The following is a 13122-nucleotide window of genomic DNA, read 5'->3' as shown; positions in this document are numbered from 1 at the left end:
GAACCATGGATCATCGTTTACTCGAAATCATCGCCTGTCCTGTTTGCAACGGCAAACTCTACTTTAATCAGGAAAAGCAGGAACTTATCTGCAAGGCCGACCGTCTGGCTTTCCCGCTGCGCGACGGCATTCCGGTGCTGCTGGAAAACGAAGCCCGCGCGCTTACTGCTGAAGAGACCAACCCATGAGTTTCGTGGTGATTATTCCGGCCCGCTACGCATCAACGCGTCTGCCGGGCAAACCGTTGGTCGATATCAACGGCAAGCCAATGATCGTGCATGTGCTGGAGCGCGCGCGTGAGTCAGGCGCGGCGCGCATTATCGTGGCGACCGATCACCCGGATGTGGCACGTGCGATTGAAGCGGCTGGCGGTGAAGTCTGCATGACCCGCGCCGATCACCAGTCCGGCACGGAACGTCTGGCTGAAGTCGTGGAGAAGTGCGGTTTCGCTGACGACACGGTCATTGTCAACGTTCAGGGTGACGAGCCGATGATCCCGCCGGCGATTATTCGTCAGGTGGCGGAGAATCTGGCAGGCTCACAGGCAGGCATGGCGACGCTCGCGGTGCCGGTTCATGACGCCCAGGAAGCGTTCAACCCCAACGCGGTCAAAGTGGTGATGGATGCGCAGGGTTACGCGCTCTATTTCTCACGCGCCACCATTCCGTGGGATCGCGACCGTTTCGCGCAGTCGCGCGATACCATCGGCGACAGCGTCCTGCGTCATATCGGTATTTACGGCTATCGCGCCGGATTTATCCGCCGCTATGTCACCTGGCCTGCCAGCCCGCTTGAGCAGATTGAAATGCTGGAGCAGCTGCGCGTTCTGTGGCACGGCGAGAAAATCCATGTGGCAGTTGCCGCCGTGGTGCCCGGCACCGGCGTCGATACGCCTGAAGATCTTGAGCGCGTGCGCGCCGAGATGCGTTAATAAAAAACCGGCTCAGGCCGGTTTTTTTAATGGCGTCCGGCCGTCGCGCTGACCGGCAGCGTCTGGAACGGTTTAATCTCTTTTAGCACGAACATACTCTGCATCTCTTTGATGCCCGGCAGACGGCGCAGCACCGACATGGCGAACTCTGCGTAGGCGTCAAGATCGCGCGACACCACCTGCAACAGAAAGTCGGCATCCCCACCAATGCTGTAACAGGCCACCACGTTTTTCAGCTCCATGACTTCCTGTTCAAAGCGCCGCGCCTGCGCCTCGCTGTGGCTGTCGATGCTGACCCGCACGAACACCATCACGCCAAGCCCGATTTTGCGGCGGTCCAGCGCGGCGTGATAGCCGAGGATCACCTTATCTTCTTCCAGTTTTTTCACCTTACGCCAGCAGGGCGAGGGCGAAAGGTTAACGGCATCGGCCAGCGCCTGATTGGTGGTTCGCGCATCCTGCTGCAAGAGCGTCAGCAGGGTGATATCGGTAGGTGCCAACGTGTCTTCAGACATAATTTTTCCCGTTTTGATTTTAAAAGGGTAATTTTACCCTTTTAGCACGCCTTCCGGTGCAATAAAGGTCATTTTTCTCCGCGATTGTCGGGCAGACTTATTGCATCAACTGAAAGGGAGAAAAAGATGCAATTCGATACCCGCCTGCATAAATGCACTATCGTCGTTGACCGCGCGCTTACGCCAGGGCTTGCCATGAACGCCGCAAGCGTTCTGGGCGTTTGTCTTGGCAGACAGGTTGAGGGATTAGTCGGCCCCGATCTGTTAAGCCTGGACGGAGTGACTTATCCGGGCGTGATCCGCGCGCCGCTGCCGGTCCTGCTCGGTGAGGGAAACACGCTGTTAAGCCTGTTTAGCGCCGCGCAGAGCGATCCGCAGATCCTGGTGCTGCCCTTTAGCGCGCTGGCGCAGTCGTGCAAAACCTGGGAGGAGTATGAGCTCCGTCTGGCGGGTGCCGGCAGTGCGGAGATCGAGCTGGCGGCGCTGGGGCTGGTCGGCCCGAAAAAACAGATTGCCCGGCTGACGGGCAACCTGCCGCTTTACCGTTAAGCAAACTGGCCTGGAATTGATCTCAACAGATGACATCCGCCGTAAGGACGCCCATTATAAAAACAGTAGCGTTTATAAGGGTAACGGCAAATGGAGCAACTGCGTGCGGAACTCAGTCATCTGTTAGGTGAAAAACTCAGTCGGCTGGAATGCATCAGCGAGAAAGCCGACACGGCGCTCTGGTCGCTCTACGACAGTCAGGGCAATCCGCTGCCGCTGCTGGCGAGGAGTTTTACCTCGCCGGGGCTGGCGCAGCAGCAGGCCGGGAAAATGTCGATACTGGCGCGTAACGGCACGGTACGCATGCCAGTGGTGTATGGCGTAATGACCCATGAGGAGCATCCGGGGCCTGATGTGCTGCTGATGGAGCGTCTGCGCGGCGTACCGGTGGAAGCACCGGCGCGCACGCCGCAGCGCTGGGAGCAGCTTCAGGATCAGATTATCGAGGCACTGCTGAGCTGGCACCGCGTCGACAGCCACGGCTGCGTGGGCAGCGTCGACAGTACCCAGGAGAATCTCTGGCCGCACTGGTATCGCCAGCGTGTCGAAGTGCTCTGGAGTACGCTCAATCAGTATCAGAATACCGGGCTGACGATGCAGGATAAGCGGATGCTGTTTCGCACCCGGGAATGCCTTGACGCGATGTTCGCCGGCTTCAACGACAACTGCGTGCTGATCCACGGCAATTTTAACCTGCGCAGTATGCTCAAAGATGCGCGCAGCGATCAGCTTCTGGCGATGGTGAATCCTGGCGTGGTGCTCTGGGCACCGCGCGAATATGAGCTTTTCCGCCTGTTCGACACGCCGCTGGCTGAGAGCCTTTTCTGGCGCTATCTCCAGCGAGCGCCAGTGGCGGAGGCGTTCCTCTGGCGCCGCTGGCTTTACGTCCTGTGGGATGAAGTGGCGCAGTTACTGCAAACCGGAAAAATGAACCGCGCCGCATTCAGCAAGGCTTCGGAATCACTTCTGCCCTGGGTCGCCTGATCCAGCGCCCTTAACCCACTGCCAGACGCGCCCGAGGATTTCATAGCCGGCGCGTTCGCTGTGCATCAGCCACAGTGAAGACGGATACACGCGCTCCCACGGGTTTAAAGGCGAATCGATCGCCATCTGGTTGGCGGGCGCCGGGATCGGATTCAGCCCCTGACGCTTAAAGAAAATCATCGCGCGCGGCAGATGCGACGCTGACGTCACCAGTAAAAACGGCTGCTTGCCGAGCGCAGCGGCGACCGCTGCGGCTTCTTCTTCGGTATCTTTCGGGGAGTCAAGCGTAATGATATCGCTGCGCGGTACGCCTAAGCTTTCTGCCACGCGGGCACCTGCTTCAGCGGTGCTGACCGGATTCGTGGTGGCGCGCGCGCCGGTAAACACCATTTTCGCGCCCGGGTTTGCAAGCCACAAACGAACGCCTTCGGTTACGCGCGGCAGGCTGTTATTGACGAGATTTGAACTCGGTGCCCACTTGTCATTCCAGGTGTAGCCGCCGCCCAGCACTACGATGTAATCCGCTTTCTGACCGTTCCAGGTCGGGTAGTCATCTTCCACCGGTTTCAGCAGGCCATCCGCGACTGGTTGCAGGCTCAACAGCAGCAATATCAACCAGCTTGCCGTCATCAAAATCTTGCCGCTTTGTTTAAAGCGCGTGAACCACAGCAGCGCAAGCGCTATGCCCATCATCAGCAGCAGAAAGGGCAGCGGCAGTAGCAGCGTGCCGGTGAGTTTTTTCAGAATAAAAAGCATCGGTTATGGGTCCTTTTTTAACCATACGGCAGGTAAACGTGGCCTATCTTACGCGAGATGGGTTCATTCTCCCTCCGGCTGTGACAAAATAGCGGTTTTGCCGGATGCGCTTATCACCTGGAGAGTGTGCCCATGCGGGATCGCAATTTTGATGACATCGCCGAAAAGTTTGCGCGCAACATTTACGGTACAACAAAAGGCCAGTTGCGTCAGGCTATCCTCTGGCAGGATCTCGACGCGTTGTTAGGCCTGTTGCCTGACCGTCCACTGCGCGTGCTGGATGCAGGCGGTGGAGAAGGGCAAACCGCGTGTCACATTGCGCAGCGGGGTCATCAGGTGGTGCTGTGCGATCTCTCTGCGGAAATGATAGCCCGTGCTCAAAAGGCGGCGCAGGAGAAAGGTGTGAGCGGCAACATGCATTTTGTACAATGCGCCGCGCAGGAGGCGGGTCAGCATTTGGAAAGCCCGGTTGATCTGATATTGTTTCACGCTGTGCTGGAATGGGTGGCCGATCCGCAGGCGGCACTGCATCATTTATGGGAATGTCTGGCGCCGGGCGGCGCGCTTTCGCTGATGTTCTACAACGCCAACGGCCTTCTGATGCATAACATGGTGGCGGGCAATTTCGCCTATGTGCAGCAGGGCATGCCCAAAAAGAAAAAACGCACCCTTTCGCCGGATTATCCGCGCGAGCCGCAGCAGGTTTATCGCTGGCTTGAAGAGATGGGCTGGCAGATCCACAGCAAAACCGGCGTGCGGGTGTTTCATGACTATCTGCGTGAAAAACATCAGCAGCGCGACGAGTATGAGACGCTGCTTGAGCTTGAAACGCGTTACTGCCGACAGGAGCCCTGGGTGAGCCTGGGCCGATACATCCATGTCACTGCGTTTAAGCCGGAGATCCAAGGATAAATTATGAGTACTTTTTCCCAGACAGTCCCTGAACTGGTTGCCTGGGCCAGGAAAAACGATTTTTCGATCCAGCTTCCGGTAGACAGGCTGGCTTTTTTGCTGGCTATCGCCACGCTGAACGGCGAAAGGCTGGATGGCGAAATGAGCGAAGGGGAGCTGGTGGACGCGTTTCGCCACGTCAGTGACGCCTTCGAGCAATCCACCGAAACCGTCGCCCAGCGCGCTAACAACGCCATCAACGATATGGTGCGCCAGCGCCTGCTTAACCGCTTTACCAGCGAGCAGGCGGAGGGCAATGCGATTTACCGCCTGACGCCGCTTGGCATCGGCATCACTGATTATTACATCCGCCAGCGCGAATTCTCCACGCTGCGTCTGTCGATGCAGCTCTCCATCGTGGCAAGCGAACTCAAGCGCGCCGCGGATGCTGCGCAGGAAGGCGGCGACGAGTTCCACTGGCACCGCAATGTTTACGCGCCGCTGAAATATTCGGTTGCGGAAATTTTCGACAGTATCGATCTCACCCAGCGCATCATGGATGAGCAGCAACAGCTGGTGAAAGACGATATCGCACAGTTGCTGAATAAAGACTGGCGCGCGGCGATCTCCAGCTGCGAACTGCTGCTTTCAGAGACCTCCGGCACGCTGCGTGAACTGCAGGATACGCTGGAGGCCGCGGGCGATAAGCTGCAGGCCAACCTCCTGCAAATCCAGGAGGCGACGCTTGGTCGCGACGATCTTCATTTCGTTGACCGCCTGACGTATGACCTGCAAAGCAAGCTCGACCGTATTATCAGCTGGGGCCAGCAGGCAATTGACCTGTGGATTGGCTATGACCGCCACGTCCATAAATTTATCCGTACCGCTATCGATATGGATAAAAACCGCGTCTTTGCCCAGCGTCTGCGCCAGTCGGTGCAGAACTATTTCGATGCGCCCTGGGCGCTCACCTACGCCAGCGCCGATCGCCTGCTCGATATGCGCGATGAAGAGATGACGCTGCGCGATGAAGAAGTGACCGGCGAACTGCCGCCGGATCTGGAGTTCGAAGAGTTTAACGAGATCCGCGAACAACTGGCGGCGATGATTGAGGCCCAGCTCAATGTCTACCGGGAGCGTCAGCAGCCACTCGACCTGAGCGTCGTGATGCGCGATTACCTGACCCAGTTCCCGCGAGCACGCCACTTTGACGTGGCGCGCATCGTGGTAGACCAGGCGGTGCGCCTGGGCGTCGCTGAAGCGGACTTTACCGGCCTGCCAGCTAAATGGCAGCCCATTAATGATTATGGAGCCAAGGTACAGGCGAATGTCATCGACAAATATTGAACACGTGATGCCAGTAAAGCTGGCGCTGGCGCTCGCGAATCCGCTGTTTCCGGCGCTCGACAGCCAGTTGCGCGCCGGGCGTCACATTGGCCTGGACGAGCTGGATAATCACGCTTTTCTGATGGATTACCAGGGCGAGCTGGAGGAGTTCTACAGCCGCTATAACGTCGAGCTTATCCGCGCGCCGGAAGGCTTTTTCTATCTGCGTCCACGCTCCACGACGCTTATCCCGCGCTCGGTGCTCTCCGAGCTGGATATGATGGTGGGCAAAATCCTCTGTTATCTCTACCTCAGCCCGGAGCGTCTGGCGAACGAAGGTATCTTCACCCAGCAGGAACTCTATGACGAGCTGATGGCGCTGGCCGACGAAACCAAGCTGCTGAAGCTTGTAAACAACCGCTCAACCGGCTCCGATCTCGACCGCCAGAAGCTGCAGGAAAAAGTGCGCTCATCGTTAAGCCGTCTGCGCCGCCTGGGCATGGTCTGGTTTATGGGCCATGACAGCAGCAAATTCCGCATCACCGAGTCGGTGTTTCGCTTCGGCGCGGACGTGCGCGCCGGCGACGATCCGCGTGAGGCGCAACTGCGCATGATCCGCGACGGCGAAGCGATGCCGGTGGAAAGCCATCTGCAGCTCAATGATGAGAACGACGATACCCAGCAGGATAACGCGGAGGATGACAATGATTGAACGCGGTAAGTTTCGCTCGCTAACGCTTATCAACTGGAACGGATTTTTTGCCCGCACGTTTGATCTCGACGAGCTGGTCACCACGCTTTCCGGCGGTAACGGGGCGGGTAAGTCGACCACGATGGCGGCGTTCGTTACGGCACTGATCCCCGACCTCACGCTGCTGCACTTCCGTAACACCACCGAGGCGGGCGCGACCAGCGGCTCGCGCGATAAGGGGCTACACGGCAAACTGAAAGCGGGCGTCTGTTATTCGGTGCTGGATGTCGTCAACTCCCGCCATCAGCGCGTGCTGGTGGGCGTGCGTCTGCAACAGGTCGCCGGGCGTGACCGTAAAGTGGACATCAAACCGTTCGCCATTCAGGGCCTGCCGAGTGCGGTACAGCCGACGCAACTGCTGACGGAAACCCTGAACGATCGTCAGGCGCGCGTGCTGAGCCTCAACGAGCTGAAAGATAAAATCGATACGATGGAAGGGGTACAGCTCAAGCAGTTCAACTCCATCACCGATTATCACTCACTGATGTTCGATCTGGGCGTGGTAGCGCGTCGCCTGCGTTCAGCGTCCGATCGCAGCAAATATTACCGTCTGATTGAAGCCTCGCTCTACGGCGGGATCTCCAGCGCCATTACCCGCTCGCTTCGCGATTACCTGCTGCCGGAAAACGGCGGCGTGCGTAAAGCGTTCCAGGACATGGAAGCAGCGCTGCGCGAAAACCGCATGACGCTGGAAGCTATCCGCGTCACCCAGTCGGACCGCGATCTCTTCAAACACCTGATTTCCGAAGCCACCAACTACGTGGCGGCGGACTATATGCGCCACGCCAACGAGCGGCGCATTCATCTCGATCAGGCGCTGGAGCTGCGCCGCGAGCTGTTCAGCAGCCGCAAGCAGCTTGCCGCCGAGCAGTATAAGCATGTTGATATGGCGCGCGAGCTTTCCGAGCATGCGGGTGCCGAAGGCGATCTCGAAACCGATTATCAGGCGGCGAGCGATCACTTGAATCTGGTGCAGACCGCGCTGCGCCAGCAGGAGAAAATCGAGCGCTACGAGGCTGACCTCGAAGAGCTGCAGATTCGCCTTGAAGAGCAGAGCGAAGTCGTGGCGGAAGCGGCCGAGCAGCAGGAAGAGAACGAAGCCCGCGCGGAAGCCGCTGAGCTTGAAGTCGATGAACTCAAAAGCCAGCTTGCCGACTATCAGCAGGCGCTTGATGTGCAGCAGACCCGCGCTATTCAGTACCAGCAGGCGCTCACCGCGCTGGAGCGCGCCCGCGAGCTGTGCCATCTGCCGGATCTGAGCGCCGACAGCGCCGATGAATGGCTGGATACCTTCCAGGCCAAAGAGCAGGAGGCCACCGAACGCCTGCTGTCGCTTGAGCAGAAAATGAGCGTCGCGCAGACCGCGCACAGCCAGTTCGAGCAGGCTTATCAGCTTGTCGCCAGTATTAACGGCCCGGTGAGCCGCGCGGAAGCCTGGGACGTGGCGCGCGAGCTGCTGCGCGACGCCAGCCAGCAACGCCATCTGGCCGAACAGGTGCAGCCGCTACGTATGCGTCTTTCCGAGCTGGAACAGCGCCTGCGTGAACAGCAGGACGCCGAGCGTCTGCTGGCCGAGTTCTGCAAACGCCAGGGCAAAGAGTATGAGCCGGAAGATCTCGAAGCGCTGAACGACGAACTGGAAGCGCGCATCGCGGCGCTCTCCGACAGCGTTTCGCAGGCAGGTGAACAGCGCATGTCGCTGCGCCAGGAGCTGGAGCAGATCCAGAGCCGCGTTAAGACGCTCACCAGCCATGCGCCGGCCTGGCTTGCGGCGCAAAACAGCCTCAACCAGATTAGCGAGCAGAGCGGCGAGACGTTCGAATCTGGCCAGCAGGTCACGGAATACCTTCAGCAACTGCTGGAGCGCGAACGCGAAGCCATCGTTGAACGTGACGAAGTCGGCGCGCGTAAGCGGGCGGTGGATGAAGAGATTGAACGCTTAAGCCAGCCGGGCGGCGCTGAAGACGCGCGCCTCAATGCGCTGGCGGAGCGTTTCGGCGGCGTGCTGCTCTCTGAAATTTACGACGACGTGTCGTTCGACGACGCGCCGTACTTCTCCGCGCTTTACGGCCCGTCGCGTCACGCGATTGTGGTACCGGATTTGTCGCGCGTGCGCGATCTGCTCGACGGTCTTGAAGATTGCCCGGAAGATCTCTACCTGATCGAAGGCGATCCGCAGTCCTTCGATGACAGCGTCTTTAGCGTTGAAGAGCTGGAAAAAGCGGTAGTGGTGAAAGTGGCCGAGCGTCAGTGGCGCTACTCCCGCTTCCCGTCGGTGCCGCTGTTTGGCCGCGCCGCGCGCGAAAGCCGCATTGAGAGCCTGCATGCCGAGCGTGAAGCGCTGTCTGAACGCTACGCGACGCTCTCCTTTGACGTACAGAAAACGCAGCGCCTGCACCAGGCGTTCAGCCGTTTTGTCGGCCAGCATCTCGCCGTGGCGTTTGAGGCGGATCCGGAAGCGGAAATCCGTAAGCTCAACACGCGCCGCAGCGAAATCGAGCGCGCGATTAGCCAGCACGAAAATGACAACCAGCAGCAGCGCGTGCAGTTTGAACAGGCGAAAGAGGGCGTGGCCCAGCTTAACCGCCTGCTGCCGCGCCTGAGCCTGCTGGCTGACGACAGCCTGGCCGACCGCGTGGAGGAAATTCAGGAGCGCCTGGCGGAAGCCCAGGACGCCGCGCGTTTCCTGTCTCAGCACGGCAATGCGCTGGCGAAACTGGAGCCGGTGGCGTCTGTACTGCAGAGCGACCCGGAACAGTTCGACCAGCTCAAACAGGATTATGAACAGGCCCGCCAGACGCAGCGCGACGCCCGTCAGCAGGCCTTTGCGTTAAGCGAAGTGGTGCAGCGTCGCGCGCATTTCAGTTACAGCGATTCAGCGCAAATGCTGAATGGCAACACCGATCTCAACGAGAAACTGCGCCAGCGTCTGGAGCAGGCGGAAGCCGAGCGTACCCGCGCCCGCGAAGCGCTGCGTACCCACGCCGCGAAGCTCAGCCAGTACCATCAGGTGCTGGCGTCGCTGAAAAGTTCCTTCGATACAAAAAAAGAGCTGCTGGGCGATCTGCAACGTGAACTGCAGGATATCGGCGTGCGCGCCGATGCCGGAGCCGAAGAGCGCGCCCGCCAGCGTCGCGACGAACTGCATACGCGCCTCAGCAACAACCGTTCGCGCCGTAATCAGCTGGAGAAACAGCTGACGCTGTGCGAAGCGGAGATGGACAACCTGACCCGCAGCCTGAAGCGTCTGGAGCGTAACTACCACGAGATGCGCGAGCAGGTGGTGAGCGCGAAAGCGGGCTGGTGCGCTGTAATGCGTATGGTGAAAGACAACGGCGTGGAGCGTCGCCTGCACCGCCGCGAGCTGGCGTATCACTCCGGCGATGATCTGCGCTCGATGTCAGATAAAGCCCTCGGCGCGCTGCGTCTGGCCGTGGCGGATAACGAACACCTGCGCGACGTGCTGCGCCTGTCTGAAGATCCCAAACGCCCTGAGCGCAAAATCCAGTTCTTCGTGGCCGTGTATCAGCATCTGCGTGAGCGTATCCGCCAGGATATTATCCGCACCGACGATCCGGTCGAGGCGATTGAACAGATGGAAATTGAGCTGGGCCGCCTGACGGAAGAGCTCACCTCACGCGAACAGAAGCTCGCCATCAGCTCCCGCAGCGTGGCGAATATTATTCGCAAGACGATCCAGCGCGAGCAGAACCGTATTCGTATGCTCAACCAGGGTTTGCAGAGCGTGTCGTTCGGCCAGGTTAACAGCGTACGCCTGAACGTTAACGTGCGTGAAAGCCATGCCACACTGCTGGAAGTGCTTGCCGAGCAGCACGAGCAGCATCAGGACTTGTTTAACAGCAACCGCCTGACATTCTCGGAAGCGCTGGCGAAACTCTGGCAGCGCCTGAACCCGCAGATCGATATGGGCCAGCGCACCGCGCAGACCATCGGCGAAGAGCTGCTCGACTACCGTAACTATCTGGAGATGGAAGTTGAGGTTAACCGCGGCTCCGACGGCTGGCTGCGCGCGGAAAGCGGCGCGCTCTCTACCGGTGAGGCGATCGGTACCGGGATGTCTATCCTGGTGATGGTGGTGCAGAGCTGGGAGGATGAATCGAGCCGTCTGCGTGGCAAAGACATTTCGCCATGCCGTCTGTTGTTCCTCGACGAAGCGGCGCGTCTGGATGCCCGCTCCATCGCCACGCTGTTTGAACTTTGCGAACGCCTGCAGATGCAGCTCATCATCGCGGCACCGGAGAACATCAGCCCGGAAAAAGGCACGACCTACAAGCTGGTGCGTAAAGTCTTCCAGAACCATGAGCACGTGCATGTGGTTGGCCTGCGCGGTTTTGCCGCCCCGCCAGCCGATGCGCTGCCTGGGCCGGCAGAAGTCTCGTAACGTCATCAACTCACAGAGCGGGCTTCGGCCCGCTTTCTTTTTGTCCGGCAAATCTTTAAACTTCTTTACATTCGATCAGGCAAATGATTTTTTCTCTTTATATACTCACAATAAGCCTGAGTGCCGAATTATTCTGAAAACAGGGGGCAAGGGATGGTGCTTAAGAATATGCATGGTTTTCGACGGTCAGCACTGTATGTGTGCCTGGCTCTCAGTATCGCTCCACTGTTTAACGCGTATGCCGACGAACCGGAACTGATTGCCAACGACAGCATTACCACGCTCAGCGCGCAGCCATTAGCGCTGTCGCCAGGCATGGCGTTTCTGGCGGCAAATACGGCACCTGATGCCGCAAACCGTCTTGCGAGCGCGCGTACGCAGTTACAGGCGGCGCTGCCCGCAGGCTTCACGCCGGTTTATATGAACGCGCTGGTGGAGCTTTACGCCGCCCGCGATCTTAAACCGATGTGGGAGAACCGCGATGCGGTCCAGGCGTTTCAGCAGCAGCTGGCTGAAGTGGCGCTTGCCGGCTTCCAGCCGCAGTTTACCGCCTGGGTGGAGCAACTCACCAATCCTGCCGTGACGGGGCTCGCGCGCGATATCGTGCTGAGCGACGCGATGGTCGGCTATCTGCATTTTATCTCTGGCATCCCAAGCCAGGGCAACCGCTGGCTCTACAGCGAAAAACCGTACAAACCGGAAATGCCCGCGCTGAATGTGCTGAACCAGTGGCAGGTCGCGCTGGATAACGGCTCTGTGCCAGCGTTTGTGCGCTCTCTCGCCCCCGCGCACCCGCAGTATGCGGCGATGCACGCCTCGCTGTTACAACTGGTGGCGGACACCCGTCCGTGGCCGCAAATGACCGGCAAAGAGAAACTGCGCCCCGGCCAGTGGAGCAGCGACATTCCGGCCCTGAAAGAGATTTTACAGCGTACCGGCATGCTGGATGGCGGTCCGGATATTGTGCTGCCGGGCGATAACAGCGGCGTCGTCAGCCCGTCGGCGGCCCCGCAAACCGCAAGCCAGAACCGCAGTACACCGAAACCGGCGCGCGCGGTTTACGATAAAGATCTGGTCGCGGCGGTCAAACGTTTTCAGAAATGGCAGGGGCTGGGCGCGGATGGCGTTATCGGTGAGTCTACCCGCGACTGGCTGAACGTGACGCCCGCGCAGCGCGCAGCGCTGCTGGCGCTCAATATTCAGCGTCTGCGCCTGCTGCCCGGCAAACTCAGCACCGGCATCATGGTAAATATTCCCGAGTATTCTCTGGTCTATTATCAGAATGGCAATCAGGTGCTGGCGTCGCGCGTTATCGTCGGCAGACCTGATCGCAAAACGCCGCTGATGAGTAGCGCGCTCAATAATGTAGTGGTCAATCCACCGTGGAACGTGCCGCCAACGCTCGCCCGCAAAGATATCCTGCCGAAAGTCTGGAATGATCCAGGGTATCTGGAGAGCCACGGCTATACGGTGCTGAACGGCTGGGGAAGCAACGCGGACGTGGTGGATCCGTGGATGGTGGACTGGGCAACGATTACGCCGTCTAATCTGCCTTTCCGTTTCCAGCAGGCGCCGGGCGCGCATAACTCGCTCGGGCGGTATAAGTTCAACATGCCGAGCTCAGATGCTATCTATCTGCACGATACGCCGAACCACAATCTCTTCCAGCGCGATGCGCGGGCGCTCAGCTCCGGCTGCGTGCGTGTGAATAAAGCTTCTGAACTGGCCAATATGCTGCTGCAGGATGCTGGATGGAATGATTCGCGCATTTCGCAGACGCTGAAAGAGGGGAATACGCGCTACGTGAATATTCCACAGACCATTCCGGTGAACCTCTATTATCTGACCGCGTTTATCGGCGAGGACGGACGTCCGCAGTATCGTACAGATATTTACAATTACGATCACACCGCGCGATCGGGCGCACAAATCCTCCCAAAAGTGGAACAACTCATCCGCTAACAGGTTTAATTCCGCGGACTTAACCTGCTCTATGTGAAGCGAAAACGGGCCAAAC

11 protein-coding genes are annotated in these 13122 nt (G+C 59.0%); 9 read left to right on the top strand and 2 right to left on the bottom strand.

Going from position 1 to position 13122, the window contains the following annotated elements:
* Positions 1-5 precede the first annotated feature (5 nt).
* Positions 6-188, top strand: a complete 183-nt coding sequence (gene ycaR / locus AFK66_RS12290) for a protein YcaR (protein WP_004385498.1) — start codon at positions 6-8, stop codon at positions 186-188.
* Entirely contained in the window at positions 185-931 is a 747-nt protein-coding gene (kdsB, locus tag AFK66_RS12285; RefSeq protein WP_023899051.1) for a 3-deoxy-manno-octulosonate cytidylyltransferase, read from the top strand. Before ycaR ends, kdsB begins: the two co-directional genes overlap by 4 nt.
* Positions 932-957: 26 nt before the next feature.
* Here the strand turns inward: kdsB and AFK66_RS12280 are convergent, their stop codons facing one another.
* Positions 958-1446 carry an Lrp/AsnC family transcriptional regulator gene (locus AFK66_RS12280; protein ID WP_032983398.1) on the bottom strand — a complete coding sequence of 163 codons (489 nt, stop codon included), beginning with the start codon at positions 1444-1446 and terminating at the stop codon, positions 958-960.
* Between the two features lie 126 nt (positions 1447-1572).
* Between AFK66_RS12280 and AFK66_RS12275 the strand changes: the two genes are divergently transcribed.
* Both AFK66_RS12275 and AFK66_RS12270 read left to right on the top strand, forming a co-directional pair.
* On the top strand, positions 1573-1995 hold the full coding sequence (locus tag AFK66_RS12275) for a DUF2000 domain-containing protein (RefSeq protein WP_007782534.1): 423 nt from the start codon (positions 1573-1575) through the stop codon (positions 1993-1995).
* 90 nt (positions 1996-2085) lie between these two features.
* Positions 2086-2979, top strand: coding sequence for a YcbJ family phosphotransferase (locus AFK66_RS12270; protein WP_007782536.1), 894 nt, complete (start codon positions 2086-2088; stop codon positions 2977-2979).
* Here the strand turns inward: AFK66_RS12270 and elyC are convergent.
* A complete protein-coding gene (gene elyC / locus AFK66_RS12265) occupies positions 2956-3735 on the bottom strand; it encodes an envelope biogenesis factor ElyC (protein ID WP_023899048.1) in 780 nt (259 codons plus the stop codon). The two genes, AFK66_RS12270 and elyC, sit on opposite strands and share 24 nt — an antisense overlap.
* 132 nt (positions 3736-3867) lie before the next feature.
* Between elyC and cmoM the strand changes: the two genes are divergently transcribed.
* The 5 genes from cmoM to ldtD all read left to right on the top strand — a co-directional run bounded on the left by cmoM (position 3868) and on the right by ldtD (position 13067).
* Complete coding sequence (cmoM, locus tag AFK66_RS12260) at positions 3868-4647, top strand: tRNA uridine 5-oxyacetic acid(34) methyltransferase CmoM (RefSeq protein ID WP_007782547.1); 780 nt, start codon at positions 3868-3870, stop codon at positions 4645-4647.
* Positions 4648-4650: 3 nt separating this feature from the next.
* Positions 4651-5973, top strand: coding sequence for a chromosome partition protein MukF (mukF, locus tag AFK66_RS12255; RefSeq protein ID WP_004385488.1), 1323 nt, complete (start codon positions 4651-4653; stop codon positions 5971-5973).
* Positions 5954-6664 (top strand): chromosome partition protein MukE, encoded by a 711-nt coding sequence (gene mukE / locus AFK66_RS12250; protein WP_004385487.1) that lies wholly within the window; start codon positions 5954-5956, stop codon positions 6662-6664. Before mukF ends, mukE begins: the two co-directional genes overlap by 20 nt.
* Positions 6657-11105: a chromosome partition protein MukB gene (gene mukB, locus AFK66_RS12245; RefSeq protein WP_023899044.1), complete on the top strand. Its 4449-nt coding sequence runs from the start codon at positions 6657-6659 to the stop codon at positions 11103-11105. The genes mukE and mukB overlap by 8 nt, the downstream gene beginning before the upstream one ends.
* Before the next feature lie 153 nt (positions 11106-11258).
* Positions 11259-13067, top strand: coding sequence for a L,D-transpeptidase (gene ldtD, locus AFK66_RS12240; RefSeq protein WP_032983399.1), 1809 nt, complete (start codon positions 11259-11261; stop codon positions 13065-13067).
* The last annotated feature ends 55 nt before the right edge of the window (positions 13068-13122 follow it).

It is taken from the genome of Cronobacter malonaticus LMG 23826, from assembly GCF_001277215.2.
GTDB classification, from domain to species: Bacteria; Pseudomonadota; Gammaproteobacteria; order Enterobacterales; family Enterobacteriaceae; genus Cronobacter; species Cronobacter malonaticus.
Note: the sequence above shows the minus strand (reverse complement) of the source record. Positions and strands in the feature narration are given on the sequence as shown.